Consider the following 18,255-nt stretch of genomic DNA (forward strand, 5'->3'; position numbering starts at 1 on the left):
AAAATGAGAAGGAAATTTCCTCCTCATTGATTGCTCAGTACGGTGATGTGGTTGACTTGACGAATGACTTGATCCTCATACAACACATAGACCGGACCATCAGCGAGTACTTTTCCGTCCTTTGAAAATTGTAAATACACACGTGGCGCCTCGTTGAGTGGAATCGTCAAAATCGTGTCGCCATAGAATCGTATATGTGTCGCCAAGTCGACAGGTTCAGCATTGTTCAAAAATGGGGCGAGCGGCATGGCGAACGAATCGCGAAGTGCTTCGTCCTTGTCTTGTCGTGACATCGGTTTATTGTGGTCGATTCGGGTTCCTTGTGATAATCCATCATCCCATGCTTTCCCCATTTTCGCATAGTAGGCATCACGGTCATTCACTATCACCGCGTCCAAATCTTCAATCTTTCGTTTCCGTTCGTCAAAAATCCATACGGTCGGGTCAATCGTCAAACTGTGGCGAACCGATCCGTCTAGTGGAAATATCATGATTACGTCCCCCTTCATGCACATTACATGTTTCATTATAGCGTTCTTTCTTTTAAAATGGAAAAAGGAAGAATGTCGCATTCATTTATACTGTACATTGAATTATGATGAAAGATAATGTACAGTTGAGTTATGACAAACAGTCTGTCATCGTACGGAGGAGGGGTCGTAGTGGCGACAAATTTGGCTGCAATCCAACGGGAGCAAGCGCTTCAATTACTCGAGGCGGATGCTGAAAAAATCCGTTGTCTGATTGAAGTACAGTTAGAAAACCTTAAAATGCCGAAGTGCCCGCTTTATGAAGAGGTGCTTGATACACATATGTTTGGACTATCGCGCCAAATTGATTTTGCGGTTCGTCTTGGACTCATTTCAGACATTGAAGGTAAAGGACTGCTCGATTCATTGGAACAAAAGTTGTCTGCCTTGGCAGAAGCTTCAGAATTATGAACCTTATACTCAAACTGTGCAAGTGGCGCTGTTTGAGTATTTTTTTATAAAGGTTGTCGGATTGTTGTACATAAGGAAGTGAATACATGAAAACACGGTTTCGGTATTTTGATTTTGCGTTGTTTTTGTCAGTGCTCTTGCTCGTAGGGATCAGCTCCATCATGATTTATAGCGCGAGCGTATGGAATCGTGGGGATTACGCAAATAGTAGCTTATTTTATCGCCAACTCATCTACGTCGGGATCGGGATTTTTGTCTACTTGTTTGCGACGTTATTCCGTTATGAGATGTTTCGTAATAAAGGTCTTCGCCTCACTCTCTATACGGTGTCGGTCATTCTGCTGTTTGTCACATGGGCGATGCCGCCGTTAAATGGGGCGCGGGCTTGGCTCATCATCGGAGGGTTCACGATTCAACCGGTCGAGATCGCAAAATTCGTTCTCATCATTTTACTTGCGAATTACTACCATGAATTATGGAATAACGAGTTGAAAGGGTTACCGGGTCGACTAGCCCGAGCCGCCATTGTGAAAAAAGGGTGGCGCGCACAAATCGGTGCCTTCTTTTTAGTACCGGTCCTCTTTTACTTCTCGCTCTATGCCATCGCGATCAACGGTCAACCGGATATGGGTGGATTGTTTGTTCTCGGTTCCATCATGCTACTTATGTGGTTCGGTGTCGGGGCACCACTTCGGGTTTTGATTCCTGGTATTTTAGCGGGGATTGGAGTTGTTTTCTTATTGTTTACGACCATCTTCTCGGAGAATCAACGAAGCCGAATTGAAGTCGTGTTCAACCCATTTATGGACCCGGAAGGATATGGTCACCAATTGCTCATGTCGATCATTTCGATTGTGCATGGAGGATTGACCGGTGTCGGGCTCGGGAACAGTTTTCAAAAGTATGGGTATTTGCCAGAACCTGAGACTGACTACATCATGTCGATCATTGCTGAGGAGTTAGGGTTCTTCGGTGTGTTGACGGTTTTGGTATTACTCTTCTTTATCGCGTTTCGCGCGATTCATATCGCCAATCATGCGGATAATCATTTTGCGATGTTCGTCTCGTTTGGTATTGCATCACAAATCATTGTTCAAACGGCCATCAACATCGGTGCGATGTCCGGTTGGTTCCCAGGGACAGGGGTGACCTTACCGCTTGTCAGTTATGGTGGGACATCGCTCATTATGATGATGGGGGTTCTCGGTGTGCTCAGTAGTATCTCGATGCGAAATCGTCATCAAGAAGCGACAAGACGAGAAGAAATTCGAGTGAAGTCAGAAGAAAATGTACAACGTTCACCGCTTCACGTGATCAGGTAATATCAATATCTAATTTCATTAATGGGGGGATTTCATTTGAAAGCAATCAAAAAGTTACTTGTTGCAAACCGTGGGGAAATTGCCATTCGGGTATTCCGAGCGGCGACGGAGTTAAGTATTCGGACCGTGGCCGTCTATTCGCAAGAAGATAGCGGCTCGTTACACCGTTTTAAAGCCGATGAGGCCTATTTAGTGGGACTGGATAAAAAGCCGATCGATGCGTATCTCGATATCGAAGACGTTATTCGAATCGCTAAAGAATCGGGCAGTGATGCGATTCACCCAGGATATGGATTCCTTTCTGAAAATATCGAGTTGGCACGACGTTGCCGCGAAGAGGGGATTATCTTCGTCGGACCTAACGAGTCGCACCTACATGCCTTCGGGGACAAAGTACGTGCACGCCAAAGTGCAATAGCCGCTGGACTCCCTGTCATTCCGGGATCAGACGGTCCACTCACATCTTATGCAGATGCGGAGGCGTTTGCCAATGAGCACGGTTTCCCGCTAATGGTCAAAGCATCTATGGGTGGCGGGGGACGCGGTATGCGTGTCATTCGTACGGAAGCCGAAATGAAAGATTTAATTGAACGTGCGAAATCAGAAGCGAAACAAGCGTTTGGTTCTGATGAAGTGTACATAGAAAAATTAGTTGAACGTCCGAAACATATCGAGGTCCAAATCCTCGGGGATGAGCATGGTCACATCATTCACTTGTTCGAACGTGACTGCTCGGTTCAGCGTCGCCACCAAAAAGTCGTCGAAGTGGCTCCGTGTGTGACGTTGTCTGAAGCATCTCGACAAGCGATTTGTGATGCAGCGGTTCAACTTATGCGGCACGTTGGATATGTCAACGCCGGTACGGTCGAATTTTTGGTGACTGAAGACGAATCGTTCTACTTCATCGAAGTCAATCCGCGTGTCCAAGTCGAACATACCATTACCGAGATGGTGACAGGCTTTGATATCGTTCAAACACAACTGATGATCGCTCAAGGCGAGTCGCTTCACGGCGATTTGATTCAAATGCCACGACAAGAGGACATTAAACTTCTCGGATACGCGATTCAGTCACGTGTTACGTCAGAAGACCCAGGCAACAACTTCATGCCGGACACTGGAAAAATTATGGCGTATCGTTCACCGGGCGGCTTTGGTGTCCGTTTGGATGGTGGGAACGCATATGTCGGTGCAGAAATTTCTCCATACTATGACTCGCTTCTCGTTAAATTGTCGACACATGGGATGACATTTGAACAAGCTGCCTCAAAAATGGTTCGAAACTTGAATGAATTCCGGATCCGTGGAATCAAAACGAACATTCCATTCTTGATTAACGTGATGAAACATGCGAATTTTATCAGTGGTGACTACAACACGTCGTTCATCGATGAGACGCCAGAGCTTTTCGTTTTCCCGAAACGGAAAGACCGTGGAACGAAACTGTTGAACTATATCGGAGACGTCACGGTGAACGGATTCCCTGGTGTCGGATTGAAGGATAAGCCGATTAGCCGTTCAGTGCGAATCCCGCATAACCTCCCGTCAGAAGCGAAGCCAGGAACGAAACAAATCCTGACTGAACTCGGACCTGATGGGCTCGCCGACTGGATCAAGCATCAACCTGAACTGTTATTGACAGATACGACGATGCGTGATGCGCATCAGTCATTACTCGCGACACGTATGCGGACGCAGGACATCCTCAATATCGCGGAGCCAACGAGCAAACTGATGCCGGAATTGTTCTCGGTCGAGGCGTGGGGAGGGGCGACATTTGATGTCGCTTATCGCTTCTTGTCTGAAGATCCATGGGTTCGACTCATGAAGCTTCGTGAGAAGATGCCGAACGTCTTGATTCAAATGTTGCTCCGCGGTGCGAATGCGGTCGGATATAAAAACTATGCAGACAATGTCATTGAGAAGTTTGTACATGAAGCGGCTTATGCAGGTGTTGATATATTCCGAATCTTTGACAGTCTCAACAACTTAGAGTCGATTCAACTTGCGATTGATGCGACATTGCCGACAGGGAAAGTGGCAGAGGCTGCCATCTGTTATACAGGCGATTTATATGACGGTAACCGCCCGAAATATCACTTACCTTACTACGTCGATCTTGCGAAGAAGCTTGAGGCGAGTGGTGCCCATATCTTGGCAATCAAAGATATGGCTGGTCTCTTGAAGCCAGAATCTGCATATGCACTCGTATCGGCATTGAAAGATGCTGTCGATTTACCGATTCATCTTCATACACACGATGCATCCGGAAACGGGATTTTCACATATGCACGGGCGACAGATGCCGGGGTCGACATCGTAGACGTTGCTGCGAGCTCGTTGTCAGGGATGACGTCACAGCCTTCAGGTGGAAGCTTAGTGTATGCGCTCAACCATCATGAACGTCAACCAAAGATTGATCCAAAACACTATGAAGTCATCAGTGACTACTGGCAAGACGTTCGTCACAACTATGAACCGTTTGAAAGTGATATGCGCGCTCCACATCCGTCTGTATACGAACATGAGATGCCAGGGGGGCAATATTCAAACCTTCAACAACAGGCGAAAGCAGTCGGACTCGGGGACCGTTGGGGAGAAGTCAAAGCGATGTACGCACGGGTCAATATGTTGTTCGGTGATATCGTCAAGGTGACACCGTCATCAAAAGTCGTCGGTGACATGGCGCTCTTCATGGTCCAGCACAACTTGACGGAAGAAGATGTGATGACGCGTGGTCATCAGTTAGACTTCCCAGACTCGGTCGTCGAAATGATGCGAGGTGAGTTAGGGACGCCTCCTGGTGGATTCCCGAAAGAAGTGCAACAAGTCATCTTGAAAGGGGAAGAACCACTAAACGTTCGTCCGGGTAAACTGATCAAGCCGTACGACTTTAAATCTGCAGGTCAAGAACTGTTCGAGAAATTCGAACGACCGGTCACGGACTTTGAGCTTCTCGCCCATGCGCTCTATCCGAAAGTGTATGAAGACTATATCAAACATACAACGACATATGGTGACGTATCGGTGCTCGACACGTTAACGTTCTTCTATGGACTAAACGTTGGCGAGACGATCCATGTTGAAATCGAGACTGGGAAAACGTTGATTATTAAGCTCGTGCAAGTCAGTGCACCAAACGAAGATGGCATTCGTCTCGTCTCTTATGAGATGAACGGGGTACCACGTGAAATCGAGATTAAAGACGTTAACGTCAAGTCGGCGACGACGAGCCGTCCGAAAGTGGACCGGGGGAATCCGAAACAAGTTGGTGCATCGATGCCAGGTTCTGTCTTGAAAGTACTGGTTGAACCAGGCAGTCGTATTCATCGTGGGGAGCAGCTGCTCGTCACGGAAGCGATGAAGATGGAGACGACCATTCAAGCAGCACAAGATGGTGAGATTAAAGCCATCCACATAAAAGAAGGCGACACAATACAAAGTGACGATTTGTTGATTGAATTTGTATAATCAAAAGAAGCATAGTTCGCTATGCTTCTTTTTTGTAGATAGGAGTGAAAATCATGAAACGAGTATGTTGGTTCCGATCCGATTTTAGACTGACCGATAATCATATGCTACACCGTGTTTTGAAAGATATGGGGGAAGGTGACGACCTAGATTTTGTTTTTTGGTTAAACCCTGAATATTGTGATCCGTTTGAGGTACGCCACGACTACTTCTTTTCGACAATGCGTACCTTTATGGATGATTTAGAAGCGGATGGGTTAGGACTTCGTGTCCTCGTCGCCGAGTCAGAAGCTGACTTTGTGAAACAGCTCGGTGACATCGACGTTCTTTATTTTAATGCGGAATATGTGGAACCGTTCAAACAGCGCGACGATCGCGTCATCGAAAAACTTGGTGAAGAAGTGAAAGTCGTACGACTGCTTGACCGGCATCTGTTTCAACCTGATGCGTTTAAGACAAAGAGCGGTGATCCATACAAGGTGTTCACCCCGTTCAAAAAAGCGGCATATGCCGAACAGCCGCCGAAACCTTACGATGTGGATGTCGATCGCTTAGCGCAATTCATTAGCACAAAGAATGAAATACCGAGTGAACTAAAAGACTTGTTCAAACGTTGTGAACGCGAGTGGAAAGGGTTAGGGGAGACCGAGGCGAAGAAACGGTTGACCCGCTTCGTCAATGATCGCATGGTCGATTACGGTGAGAAACGTGACATTCCAAGCATCGCAGGAACGAGTCGATTGTCCCCATACTTACGTACCGGTGTATTGTCGATTCGAACCATCACCGAACAGGTATTGTCCGCTAAACAGTCGAAAGGACGCGACACGTATTACGACGAACTATTGTGGCGCGAATTTTACTACATGGTCATGGCAAAGTTCCACGGATTGAAAGAACAACCGTTCAATCCCAAATATAAGTCGCTTGAATGGGAAGAAAATGATGAACAGTTCGAAAAATGGTGTAACGGGGAGACCGGTTATCCAATTGTAGACGCAGCGATGCGTCAACTGAACGAGACCGGATGGATGCACAACCGCCTACGTATGATTGTCGCGTCCTTCTTGACGAAACATCTCCTTCTCGATTGGCGAAAAGGGGAACTTTATTTCGAACGGAAACTGATTGATTACGAGGCCTCGTCGAATATCGGTGGGTGGCAATGGGCTGCTTCGGTTGGGACCGATGCCGTTCCATATTTCCGCATCTTCAATCCGACGACGCAATCTGAACGGTTTGACCCCGATGGAACGTTCATTCGACATTATGTGCCGGAACTGAAGCATGTGTCAGATAAGTCAATTCACTTCCCGGACCCGTCGGAAAGGGAAGATTATCCGATGCCGCTTGTCGACCATAAAGAAGCGAGAGAACGTGCCCTCGAACGATTTAAAGAATTGTAAACAAAAAAGCGCTGAAGCGCTTTTTTGTTTGAGTTATCCATTCATGTCTTTCAGTCGTGCTACATCTTTCCGAGCTGTCGATCGATAAGCGTGGTAAGAAAGGTATGACAGAATACCAAAGTAGCAAGTAATCAAGAATGCGTGTAGAAGTGGCACGTATGTGGCGTGGCCACCAAGTACGATCCATGCTCCTGTTCCGACTTGAAGAAGGATGAAGAAGAGGGACGCCATCATCCCACGTTCGATCAACTGATCCATCTCTTTCTTCGCTAAGTAGAGAACGAATAATGTGTACAGGACAAGGAGCCCCGCCATCAATCGATGTCCCATTTGAACATAAGATTCGAACGTCCATACATTTTGGTCACAGATTGGCCAACCGACACATGCGTAAGTAGCGCCTAAATGTCGGACGTACGCTCCCGTATAGACGACAATCATCGTATAAATAGAAAGGCCGTACAGATGAGCGCGCAATTTCTTTGATACAACTTTATGTTCTCGGTCCCCCTCGAATAAGAGAATCGTCAAAATGAGTAGCGATGCGAATGAGACGAGAGAGATACCGAAATGAAGTGCCAAAATGGCATCTGATTGTTGCCATATGACTGCTCCTGCTCCAATGATCGATTGGATGAGCATGAAGATAAATGCGAGAAATGCAAAGATTTTTACATCAATACGACGTTTGACAGCGATGAACGTCCAAATTGCGAGCGCAATGATGAGAAGGCCTTCAAAGCCAGATACTACACGGTGACTGTATTCAATCATCGTTTCAACGCTCGGGTTCGTTGGAATCAATTTTCCGTGACAGAGTGGCCAGTCCGTCCCACAACCATCCCCTGAGTCCGTCTTCGTCACGGTTCCACCCATGATGAGGACAAGCATCATTCCGAGGGTGACAAACCCTGAGAAAAACGCGAGTTTTTTATGCATGCATTACCACCTGCTTCTAATCAAAATCCGATAAAATTGTGCCTTGTTTATTTATATTTTTTTCGCCATACTTATTATACGGCTTTCTGTTCGAAAAACGAAATGGAAAAGCTTGCAATCGTTATCAAAAACGTTATTCTAATATTAGTAAAGCACATTAGGTGTGACAAATATCACACTATCGACACAAAAAACTCGCTATTTCACAAGCATAAAAGGCGTATTTTATAAAGAAATATGGTATCTTTGTAGAGAGTTAAGTGTATTTTGTTCATATTGTGTTTTTTCTGTGAAGAGAATGCGAGGATTTCGTGATTATGTGGGGGGGTCAGTATGACAAAAGTCAACCCAGGAATGACGGTAGAGTTAGAATATACAGAGTCAACGTCATTTCGAGATTACGTCGCCTTAGCGAAAATGGGAATCGTTCGTGCCAACCTGTTGTTGGTGTTTGCGGGATTTTTCGTGGCAGCGACGTATCAGAGCGATACGCCAGTACTTTACTTGTTTGAAGTTTGGCCACAGCTCTTATTAACGATGTTAGGAAGCGCACTCGTGATTTCGGGGAGTTGTTACCTAAACAACTTCGTGGACCGAGATATCGATTACTTAATGGATCGTACGGACAATCGACCGAGTGTAACCGGCAAGATTTCAGGGGAGAAAATCTTACTCCTCGGATTGACACAACTTGCGATTGGAACACTGTTATTGCTCCTTGTATCGTACGTCGCTGCAGTATTCGGTTTAATCGGGGCATTTTTTTATGTCGTGATTTATACGATGTGGCTTAAGCGTACGAGTACGCTCAATACGGTCGTCGGGAGTATTTCGGGAGCCGTTCCACCGCTCATCGGTTGGGCAGCGCTTGATCCGACACTTCATATCGATGCGTGGCTCATGTTCCTTGTCATGTTTTTATGGCAACCACCGCACTTCCTAGCGCTCGCGATGCGACGTACGGAAGAGTATCGAGCGGCAGGCATTCCGATGCTTCCGGTCGTGAACGGATTTGCCATCACGAAACGGCAAATCATCTGGTGGATTGCGACGCTAATTCCAGCATCGCTCTTATTTATGCATTACGGTCTTGTTTACTTGACAGTCGCAGCCGGTTTAGGGGGCTACTGGTTGTATCTCGGGTTGAAAGGATTCAACGCCGAGGATGAAATCAAGTGGGCAAACAAAATGTTCTTCTATTCATTAATTTATTTAGTCGTGTGGATTATCGCGCTGATTTTGACAGCACTTTGGTGACCGCACTCACTATATAGAAAACCATTACACATCATTTTGGGAGAAAGTGGGGATTGTTGTGAAATCATTTAAGAAGCTTCTGTTTGGCATCGTCCCGATGATGATGTTCGCAGTCCTGTTGTCAGGTTGCGGTCAAGAGGGATTGTCTGCATTGAAGCCGATGGGAGAAGGGGCTGAGCTTCAGCTCCGCATCATTCTCATCAGTTTGGCAATCATGCTCTTCGTACTCATCATCGTCTCGGTCATTTACGTGTACGTGCTCATGAAGTTCCGTCGGAAAGACGAATCGATTCCGAAGCAAGTTGAAGGTAGCAGTACACTTGAGATGATTTGGACAGTCGTTCCGATTATCCTTCTCATCATTCTCGCTGTTCCGACAATCACGACGACTGTCGAACTCGCGAAAGCGAAAGAAGCGAAAAAAGAAGAAGAAATCAATGTTACAGCTAACTTGTACTGGTGGGAGTTCGAATATCCAGAGGCAGGTGTAGTGACAGGGCAAGAGCTCGTCATTCCAGTCGGAAAACGAGTCGGCATCAACTTGACGTCTAAAGATGTCATTCACTCATTCTGGGTACCGGCTTTATCTGGTAAGACAGATACGAACCCAGGACTTGATAACGAAATGTGGTTGCATGCAAATGAACCAGGTACTTACTATGGAAAATGTGCTGAGCTTTGCGGTCCGTCACATGCCCTTATGGACTTTAAAGTCATCGCGCTCGAGCAAGAAGAATACGATCAATGGCTCGCTGACATGAAAGTCAAGCAAGACGATAACGGTGAGAACCTCGTCGCAGACAACACGAACTTGACGACAGGTGAACAAGTGTATGTCGAAAGTTGCTTGAGCTGTCACGGCGGCGGTAAAGTGGCACCAAGTTTAACGAACTTCGGTGATCGGGAATGGCTCGCAGGTTACCTCGAAAACAACGAGGACAACTTGAAAGAGTGGATTCGTGACCCGCAAGAGAAGAAACAAGGGGCTCTCATGCCAGGTTTCAATGAAGGTCAAATCAGCAACGAAGAATTAGACGCACTCGTTGACTTCTTGTATGAGCAGAAGATTGACTAACGGGAAAAGGGGGATTTCACGTGGCACAGACCACTGCAATGCAGCAATCGCGTAAATACAATGGCATCATGGATTGGATTACGACGGTTGACCACAAAAAAATCGGTATTTTGTATTTGTTTTCAGGAATCTTCTTCCTCCTTCTCGGTGGAATTGAAGCATTACTGATTCGTTGGCAACTCGTTAAACCAATGAACGACTTTGTCAGCGGTGAGACATTTAACCAATTGATTACGATGCACGGGACGACGATGATCTTCCTTGCGGCGATGCCGATGCTATTCGGCTTCATGAACGCGGTCACACCGCTTCAAATCGGGGCACGCGACGTTGCGTTCCCATTCATTAACTCATTAGGTTTTTGGTTGTTCTTCTTCGGTGGAGTCATGCTTAACTTGAGCTGGTTCTTCGGAGCAGCACCAAACGCAGGGTGGACAGCATACGCGCCACTTTCAACACAACCGGAAGCGACAGGGGTAGACTTCTACGCTCTTGGTCTTCAGATTTCAGGTTTCGGTACACTGATGGCCGGGATTAACTTCCTCGTCACCATCTTGAACATGCGTGCGCCAGGAATGAAACTCATGCGTATGCCACTCTTCACATGGACGACTTTCGTTGCATCGGCATTGATCGTCTTCGCATTCCCGCCACTTACGGTCGGATTGTTCATGTTGATGTTCGAGCGACTCTTCGGAGCCGCATACTTTGACCCGGCACTTGGCGGGAACGTTGTCATCTGGGAACACCTTTTCTGGATCTTCGGTCACCCGGAAGTATATATCTTGATCTTACCGGCATTCGGTATTTTCTCGGAAATCATTCCAACATTTGCGCGTAAACGTCTCTTCGGTTACACGACGATGGTCTTCGCGACAATGCTCATCGGTTTCCTTGGATTCATGGTTTGGGTTCACCACATGTTTACAGTCGGTCTTGGTCCGGTTGCCAACTCGATTTTCGCTGTTGCAACGATGGCGATTGCCGTACCAACGGGTGTTAAAATCTTTAACTGGCTCTTCACACTGTGGGGCGGTCAAATTAAATTCAACGTCGCTATGCTTTACTCAGTCGCGTTCATTCCTTCATTCCTCGTTGGTGGGATGACAGGTGTTATGCTTTCAGTCGCACCCGCTGACTATCAGTACCACGACAGCTACTTTGTTGTCGCTCACTTCCACTACGTTATCGTAGGTGGAGTTGTATTCGGTCTCTTCGCAGGACTTTACTACTGGTTCCCACTCATGTTCGGAAAAGCCCTTTCTGAAAAGCTTGGATACTGGCAGTTCTGGTTGTTCTTTATCGGATTCCACTTGACGTTCTTCCCGCAACACTTCCTCGGATTGTTCGGTATGCCACGTCGAGTCTTCACATACCTCGATGGTCAAGGTTGGGATACACTCAACGTGCTCTCGACAATCGGTGCATTCTTCATGGGTGTGTCAACGATTGTCTTGCTCGTCGCTGTTGTGAAAGCCTTCTTGTCAAAAGAACGCGTCAAAACAGACCACTGGGGAGACGGACGTACGCTTGAGTGGACACTTCCTGTTCCGACTCCGGAGTACAACTTTGCACAAACACCACTCGTCAAAGGACTTGATACGTTCTGGCTCGAGAAAATGGCTGGTAACAAACGCGTATCAGTCGCTGAAGAAGTTTCGGACATCCACATGCCGAACAACTCGCTCATTCCGTTCTTCATGTCACTCGGCCTCTTCATCGCAGGACTCGGTGCCATTTTCCAGATGGATAACACAGTTGTCGGCTGGTCATTGATCGGATTTGGATTAGCGATGACGTTCGTCTCGATGTTCCTACGTTCTTGGATTGACGATCACGGCTACTACATTCCGAAGTCACAAGTCGAAGCAGACTTGAAAGCGATTCGTGAGAAAGGAGAACAATAAATGGCACATACAGTTGAAAAACACCCAGTGACCGGTATCCCGGCCAATCCAGAGAAAGCAACGCTGGAAGGGAAAAATAAATATGTGGCTTTCTGGTTCTTCCTTGGTGGTGAGACAGTCCTCTTCGCCTCGCTCTTTGGAACATACGTTGGTCTCTTGAACTCTGGTGCGCCAGAGGAATTACGCTCATATAACATTTTTGAAATGGAGCTCGTCTTCATCATGACGATGCTCCTCCTCACAAGTTCACTCACAAGTGTCCTTGCGATGATGAACATGAAAGCAAACAATCCAGGACGGATGAAGCTTTGGTTGATTGTGACACTCCTTCTTGGTGCTGGATTCCTTGGTGCGGAGATTTACGAGTTCATTCACTACTACCACATTGGTCACACGTTCACGTCGAGCGCATTCGGTTCAGCCTTCTACACGTTAGTCGGCTTCCACGGAGCGCACGTCACGTTCGGTCTCCTTTGGATTACGACGCTCTTGATTCGTAACTGGAACCGTCCGATTGATGTATACAACGCACCAAAGTTTTATGTATCAAGTCTATACTGGCACTTCATCGATGTTGTTTGGGTCTTCATCTTCTCAATCGTCTACCTCTTAGGGATGGTGAACTAATATGGAAAAACGAGCTATGAACGAATCACACAAACAATTAGAGCTAGAAGTAAAAGCAGAATCAAAGCGTGAGTATCAGCTTCAATTGATTAGTTTTGCGATGATGATTTTACTCACGTTCGTGGCATTCGGTGCCGTTTATGCGGAACTCATGCCAGTTTGGGCAGCAGGTGGCTTCTTGATCATCTTGGCAGTCATTCAAGTCTTTCTACAGTTATATATCTTCATGCATATGAATAACCGTGGGAACACATGGATCGTCGGTATGATGTGGTTAGGCATCTTTATTGCTATCATCACGGTAGCTGCACTACGCTTACTCATTTGGTAATTGTGACAAAGGATTGAACATCTGTGGAAACACGGATGATTCGGTCCTTTTTCCTTTACTTCAAAAATGAATGAATAGTAATCTTGAAGTGAACGGTTTCAAAGGTTAGGGAGAGAAAGAAAAGGGGTGAACGGATGCTCTGGAATACGTCGGAGCTGCTCAATCAATTTGATTGGCTCACGTTATGGAGTCCGCTGTTCGGATTGCTCATGGTCGGGATTTATGTATTATACGCCGTCGTGACAGAGAGAATGGCGAAGCGAGGATATGCCTCGACCACGTTGTTACAAAAGTTTAGTATGTTGTTTGCCATTGTCTTGTATTACATCGGTTTTGGAAGTCCAATCGATGTCATGGCACATATCATTTTATCGGTGCATATGTTCCAGATGGTGCTCGTCTACATTTTGGCACCGGCACTCGTCGTTTACGGTCTGCCGTACTGGGTGTTTGAAAAAGTACTTAGCTTCAAGTTTATTGGACCGATGTTTAAGTTTTTAACGACGCCACTGATTGCGCTCATTTTATTCAACGCATTGTTCTCGATTTACCATATGCCGGTCGTATTCGACTACGTCTTGACGAACTATGGCGTTCACCGGATCTTCCACGGTGCACTAGTCGTCTTTAGTTTGACGATGTGGTATCCGGTCATCGTTCCGCTCGTCTCAGACGAAGAGGAAGGAATGTCCGATTTGAAACGAATGGTATATATTATCGCCAATGGGGTCTTGTTGACACCGGCCTGTGCGCTCATCATCTTTAGTCAAACGACGCTTTATAATGCGTATACGGATCCGCAGACGTTTGCGACGGTCCTTGGATACTGTCTACCGAACGGTGACGTGTCCGGAATCGATTTAGAGGCGTTAATGGGAGCGACGAATAGCGCGCTCGAAGACCAACGTTTCGGTGGGGTCCTCATGAAGCTCGGTCAAGAAATCGTGTATGGTTTCTTCTTCGGCTGGACGTTCTTCGGCTGGGTGCGTCGGACGAAATCTCTTGCTCTCGATGAAGGCATGTCATTCACTCCGCAAGAAACAAATGAGAAAAATTAAAAAGAACAAAAGGGGAAACGTTGATGAACTATCTTGCCTTAATTAGTGTGTCATTCATCGTCATCAGTGCGATTCTAGTCGCCATCGGATGGGTGATTATCGCAAAAGACCGCAGCAACATTGAAAAACATAAAAAGGTGATGACGGCTGCCGCGATTGCAGCGACGACGTTCTTCATCCTATACGTCTCGCGTACCATTTTTGTCGGAAACACGGCATTCGGAGGACCGGATTCAGTGAAACCATTCTATCTCGGGTTTATGATTTTCCATATCCTTCTCGCGACAACAGGTGGTGTCCTCGGATTGATCACGCTCTATCTCGGTTATAAAAATAAAATCGAGAAACACCGTAAGATTGGACCAAAAGCTTCAGTCGTCTGGTTCTTTACGGCTATTACGGGTGTGACGGTTTACATTCTTCTCTATGTGGCATATGACCCTGGTGAAACGACGAACGTATTCCGCGCGATAATCGGAGGATGATTTATAGAGAGGGAGAGCTGTATGAAACGGAATAGCTATATGACGGTCGGTTTGACCGTCTTGACGCTTGTTGTCATCGGAGTAGCCGTGTATTTTGTTTTCTTCAATCAAGACGACCTACCCGTCATTCAAGAGCCAACCCCGTTCACATTGACGAACGCATTAAATGAAGAGACGTACAATTCCGATAATGGAAAAGTGAAAATCGTGACGTTCTTTTACACGAACTGTCCAGATATTTGTCCGCTCACGTTACGTGATTTCATGAAGCTCGAAAAAGAATTAAAAGATGAGAACTTATACGGCTCAGACGTAGAACTCGTCGCCATCACGGTCGACCCGGACGTGGATACCGTGCCCGTACTTAAAAACTATGGTGAGGCGTTCCAAGCGGAGCCGACGGGATGGAAGATGTTGACGGGAGACCAGGTCGACATCGACCGCATCACGCGTCAACTTCAATTTTATTATTCCAAGGCGAACAGTGGACTCGTGACGCACGCGACGACGATGTACGTCATCGACCGTCACCATGATGTACGTGCTGTCGCTCAGATGGCAACGGCAGGGGATGACCCGGTCGATATTGAATCTATCATGGAGGACGTGAAAGTACTCGCGAATGAAAAGGAGTGATCACCATGAATGATACGATGGCTGTGATTGGGAATGACTATTCATACGGAGACGTGACGATCGCGGAACGGGCGATTGAAGATTTGATTGCCTGTAGCGCCATTGAATTTGGCTTGAAAGAAGTGAAAGTCGTCTCTCGCTCGAAAGACCACTATGATTATCTAATCATTGCACCATTATCACTCGTCGAGGCAGAGCGATTGTATCGCTATGTTCGAGACCAATTCGATTTATTGCTCGGTCAAGTCGATGTGACATTGACCGTCATTGCGACGAACTGATTAAAGCCCACGGAAGCGAATCTGCTTCGGTGGGCTTTGTTTCCATTCGTACTTTTTAATGAGATTGATACAAGATAAAAATTTTATTCTTAAGTGGGTCATGAAAAAGTTCTGCAAAGAAGCAATACCCATCTTGAAAGTCATCTAGGTCTGCTTCATTTGAAAGTACGATATGAGATTTGTATGACTCGCTCTAATGAGATTGAATATCGCTGATTGATTGAGGTGAGGATCTAGTATATTCCGATCATGTATTTGATAAGTTGAGAAATAAAGAGTCTGGATGGATTCAGAACAAATCATTTGTTCTAATTCATTGTTTGAATCAGGCAGAGGAAGCATTTCTAATTGGATGCGTGACGCCCCAGTGTATAAGATGCTGCCCTCTCTTTCAAAATAAATCGAGTGATTCAAGGTCGGGAGCCTTCAATCTAGTCAAAAAACAAACCCCTTCGCTTATGCAAGGGGTTTGACTTCTAGTGTTTCTGCGAGTGCCTTTAGACGACGTTCGCAGTCGCGGACGATTTCTTCTGGGAAGACTTCATCGTATTCAACACCGTGTGGGTAATAATGCTTTCCTAAAATCGGTGTGAGCATTTTGACAACAGCGTGACGATCTTCGATTTGACCTTCGATCGCGTATACAGGTAAGCGAAGATAGAATGTTTCGCCGGTCGATTGTTTCTCATATTTCATATCATACGTGGCACGCTCGTAGTCCCAAGCACCTTCACGGATGAAATGATGATGATCCATGATCGTCTCGAGCAAACCAAAACGGATTTCTTTTCCCTCGATGTGGAACTGCTCAAATTTCATCATAATCCCCCTTTTCGAATAAACCTCATATGTCATCATACCATATTCAAAAACGTTCTTGGAATAACGTGTGTTCAAATTGTGAAAAAAAGATGAACGATTAATCAACCAAGTGTATTTAAGTATTCCTCGATTTTTTGGGGAAGTTTTACACCGAGCGGAAGCAGTCCTTCTGAACCGAAAAAGACGTTGAACTCCAAAATATAAAATCCGTCTTCCGTCACGATGACGTCAAACGCCGCGTGATTGATGGATAACGTATTCGCAATCGTTTGAACTTCTTTGACGACGTCTTCCGGGATGTCTTCGTACGAAAAGTTGGCTCCTTGGGCGACGTTGTTTAAAAAGGCCTCACTGACACGCCAGTAGGCACCGACGACTTCTTCTCCAATCACGATAACGCGTAAGTCACGATCATTCGGAATAAACTCTTGTACGTAGAACGTATCATGTTTCTCGACGTATTCTAACCAGTCCTGGTCGTTTTTAATCAACCATACGCCTTGACCCATCGAGGACTTGGCTTTTTTGGCGACGAACGGATAGTGGAACTCTTCCAAAACGCGTTCAATTGTGTATGGGTTTTTTCCGTAAATCAACGTCTTCGGAATGCGATGAGGATACGTCGCTTTAAATGCACGCGTCATCTCGATTTTGTCGTGACCGAGGTGATATGTCGCAGGAGACGGGAAAATGGCTTTGTTCATCCCATAGATGATGGAATTGACCATCCAATACTCGGGGAACAAGACGAGGTCGGCAGCGCGTACCTTGTCGAGTTGGTCGAAATAATATTCGGGTTTCGCATAATCCGTCTTGATGCCGGCTGATCGAATCATATTAAAAGAAACTTTTTTCATATACAGACGCACATGGTGCGTCTCTTCACTTCCTTTCTACATTGAACGCCTTGCGGTCACATTCAATTATAGTGTGGATTGCTTACATAGGGAAACAATTGTGGTAAAATCATGGCAGAAAGGGTGAGGGGTATGATAATCACTGAACAGACGATTGCCCTGCTCGATCAAACAGAAGAATTGACCGATTTGATTGAAGCAAGCGAATCGTTTCAAACATATATTCAAACGAAAGCGGCACGGCGCACATCGCAGGAAGCCAAGGAAATCGAGCGCGAGTTTTTAAAGATGAAAGAAGATTACGAATATGTCCAACGTTTCGGGAAACATCATCCGGATCATGACCGCATAAAAAAAGAGATGCATCTCATCAAACGTCGTCTCGACGTTCAGCCGGAAATTGCGGCGTTCAAAAAAGCGGAACGAAACTTGGATAAGTTGTTAGGGGAAGTGAGTGAACTATTGGCTCATTCAGTCTCTCCTAAAATCAAAGTCCCGACCGGCAACCCATTCTTTGACGAAGGTGGATGTTCCGGAGGGGGCAGTTGCGGAGGAGGCGGAAGTTGTGGATGCGCCGTCTAAGTTGAATGAACGGATTGGTATCGTCGTATATGTGAATTCCTTGAAACAATTGAAGGCACTCAGACGTTATGCAAACCTGTACTTTGTCTCGAAACGAGAGAAGTATGCTTTTCTTTACACGGACCTCGAAGGTTATGAAACCGTAATCGAACAAGTGAAGGCTCTGCCATTCGTGGAAGCGGTCGTTCGGAGTGAGCGTCCGTTCGTTTCAGAAACGTACGAGACAAAATTGAAATAATCAAAAAGATGAAGGTGGCG

19 protein-coding genes are annotated in these 18,255 nt (G+C 46.1%); 15 read left to right on the plus strand and 4 right to left on the minus strand.

Annotated elements, in window-relative coordinates; all coding sequences use genetic code 11:
* Window positions 1-23 precede the first annotated feature (23 nt).
* Window positions 24-491, minus strand: a complete 468-nt coding sequence (locus KNO95_RS01910) for a hypothetical protein (protein ID WP_214878202.1) — start codon at window positions 489-491, stop codon at window positions 24-26.
* Window positions 492-662: 171 nt separating this feature from the next.
* Here KNO95_RS01910 and KNO95_RS01915 point away from each other — a divergent pair, with 171 nt between their 5' ends.
* From KNO95_RS01915 to KNO95_RS01930, 4 genes are all read left to right on the plus strand, one after another.
* The gene (locus KNO95_RS01915) at window positions 663-941 is read left to right on the plus strand and encodes an Fpa/YlaN family protein (protein WP_015881276.1); all 279 of its coding nucleotides are present in this window, start codon (window positions 663-665) and stop codon (window positions 939-941) included.
* 86 nt (window positions 942-1,027) lie between these two features.
* Window positions 1,028-2,263: an FtsW/RodA/SpoVE family cell cycle protein gene (locus KNO95_RS01920; RefSeq protein ID WP_214702297.1), complete on the plus strand. Its 1,236-nt coding sequence runs from the start codon at window positions 1,028-1,030 to the stop codon at window positions 2,261-2,263.
* Window positions 2,264-2,284: 21 nt separating this feature from the next.
* Window positions 2,285-5,734, plus strand: a complete 3,450-nt coding sequence (locus tag KNO95_RS01925) for a pyruvate carboxylase (protein WP_214878203.1) — start codon at window positions 2,285-2,287, stop codon at window positions 5,732-5,734.
* 53 nt (window positions 5,735-5,787) lie between these two features.
* The gene (locus KNO95_RS01930) at window positions 5,788-7,140 is read left to right on the plus strand and encodes a cryptochrome/photolyase family protein (protein ID WP_214702295.1); all 1,353 of its coding nucleotides are present in this window, start codon (window positions 5,788-5,790) and stop codon (window positions 7,138-7,140) included.
* 33 nt (window positions 7,141-7,173) lie between these two features.
* Here the strand turns inward: KNO95_RS01930 and KNO95_RS01935 are convergent, their stop codons facing one another.
* Complete coding sequence (locus KNO95_RS01935) at window positions 7,174-8,079, minus strand: COX15/CtaA family protein (RefSeq protein ID WP_214702294.1); 906 nt, start codon at window positions 8,077-8,079, stop codon at window positions 7,174-7,176.
* A 333-nt stretch (window positions 8,080-8,412) separates the two neighbouring features.
* On the opposite strand from KNO95_RS01935, the gene cyoE reads away from it, so the two are divergent.
* The 9 genes from cyoE (at window position 8,413) to KNO95_RS01980 (ending at window position 15,736) form a co-directional block, all read left to right on the plus strand.
* Window positions 8,413-9,336 carry a heme o synthase gene (cyoE, locus tag KNO95_RS01940; protein ID WP_214698116.1) on the plus strand — a complete coding sequence of 308 codons (924 nt, stop codon included), beginning with the start codon at window positions 8,413-8,415 and terminating at the stop codon, window positions 9,334-9,336.
* Window positions 9,337-9,433: 97 nt separating this feature from the next.
* Window positions 9,434-10,411 carry a cytochrome c oxidase subunit II gene (gene coxB / locus KNO95_RS01945; RefSeq protein ID WP_214702874.1) on the plus strand — a complete coding sequence of 326 codons (978 nt, stop codon included), beginning with the start codon at window positions 9,434-9,436 and terminating at the stop codon, window positions 10,409-10,411.
* A 38-nt stretch (window positions 10,412-10,449) separates the two neighbouring features.
* Window positions 10,450-12,318, plus strand: coding sequence for a cytochrome c oxidase subunit I (ctaD, locus tag KNO95_RS01950; protein WP_214702872.1), 1,869 nt, complete (start codon window positions 10,450-10,452; stop codon window positions 12,316-12,318).
* Complete coding sequence (locus tag KNO95_RS01955; RefSeq protein WP_034771133.1) at window positions 12,319-12,945, plus strand: cytochrome (ubi)quinol oxidase subunit III; 627 nt, start codon at window positions 12,319-12,321, stop codon at window positions 12,943-12,945.
* Between the two features lies 1 nt (window position 12,946).
* Window positions 12,947-13,276 (plus strand): cytochrome C oxidase subunit IV family protein, encoded by a 330-nt coding sequence (locus tag KNO95_RS01960; RefSeq protein WP_214698117.1) that lies wholly within the window; start codon window positions 12,947-12,949, stop codon window positions 13,274-13,276.
* A 134-nt stretch (window positions 13,277-13,410) separates the two neighbouring features.
* On the plus strand, window positions 13,411-14,334 hold the full coding sequence (locus tag KNO95_RS01965) for a cytochrome c oxidase assembly protein (RefSeq protein ID WP_026826344.1): 924 nt from the start codon (window positions 13,411-13,413) through the stop codon (window positions 14,332-14,334).
* A 23-nt stretch (window positions 14,335-14,357) separates the two neighbouring features.
* The gene (locus tag KNO95_RS01970; RefSeq protein WP_214698118.1) at window positions 14,358-14,819 is read left to right on the plus strand and encodes a DUF420 domain-containing protein; all 462 of its coding nucleotides are present in this window, start codon (window positions 14,358-14,360) and stop codon (window positions 14,817-14,819) included.
* 21 nt (window positions 14,820-14,840) lie between these two features.
* Window positions 14,841-15,455, plus strand: coding sequence for an SCO family protein (locus KNO95_RS01975; RefSeq protein WP_026826342.1), 615 nt, complete (start codon window positions 14,841-14,843; stop codon window positions 15,453-15,455).
* Between the two features lie 5 nt (window positions 15,456-15,460).
* Window positions 15,461-15,736 carry a hypothetical protein gene (locus KNO95_RS01980; protein WP_214702293.1) on the plus strand — a complete coding sequence of 92 codons (276 nt, stop codon included), beginning with the start codon at window positions 15,461-15,463 and terminating at the stop codon, window positions 15,734-15,736.
* A 456-nt stretch (window positions 15,737-16,192) separates the two neighbouring features.
* On the opposite strand, the gene KNO95_RS01985 is transcribed toward KNO95_RS01980, so the two are convergent.
* Both KNO95_RS01985 and KNO95_RS01990 read right to left on the minus strand, forming a co-directional pair.
* Complete coding sequence (locus tag KNO95_RS01985; protein ID WP_015881291.1) at window positions 16,193-16,555, minus strand: YugN family protein; 363 nt, start codon at window positions 16,553-16,555, stop codon at window positions 16,193-16,195.
* Window positions 16,556-16,659: 104 nt separating this feature from the next.
* A complete protein-coding gene (locus tag KNO95_RS01990; RefSeq protein ID WP_026826339.1) occupies window positions 16,660-17,415 on the minus strand; it encodes an ATP-grasp domain-containing protein in 756 nt (251 codons plus the stop codon).
* 132 nt (window positions 17,416-17,547) lie between these two features.
* Between KNO95_RS01990 and KNO95_RS01995 the strand changes: the two genes are divergently transcribed.
* Both KNO95_RS01995 and KNO95_RS02000 read left to right on the plus strand, forming a co-directional pair.
* On the plus strand, window positions 17,548-17,997 hold the full coding sequence (locus KNO95_RS01995; protein WP_026826338.1) for a YlbF/YmcA family competence regulator: 450 nt from the start codon (window positions 17,548-17,550) through the stop codon (window positions 17,995-17,997).
* Complete coding sequence (locus KNO95_RS02000) at window positions 17,981-18,235, plus strand: DUF2129 domain-containing protein (protein WP_235181850.1); 255 nt, start codon at window positions 17,981-17,983, stop codon at window positions 18,233-18,235. The genes KNO95_RS01995 and KNO95_RS02000 overlap by 17 nt, the downstream gene beginning before the upstream one ends.
* Window positions 18,236-18,255 lie beyond the last annotated feature (20 nt).

The organism is Exiguobacterium sp. ERU653 (assembly GCF_018617775.1).
Classification (GTDB): domain Bacteria; phylum Bacillota; class Bacilli; order Exiguobacteriales; family Exiguobacteriaceae; genus Exiguobacterium; species Exiguobacterium marinum.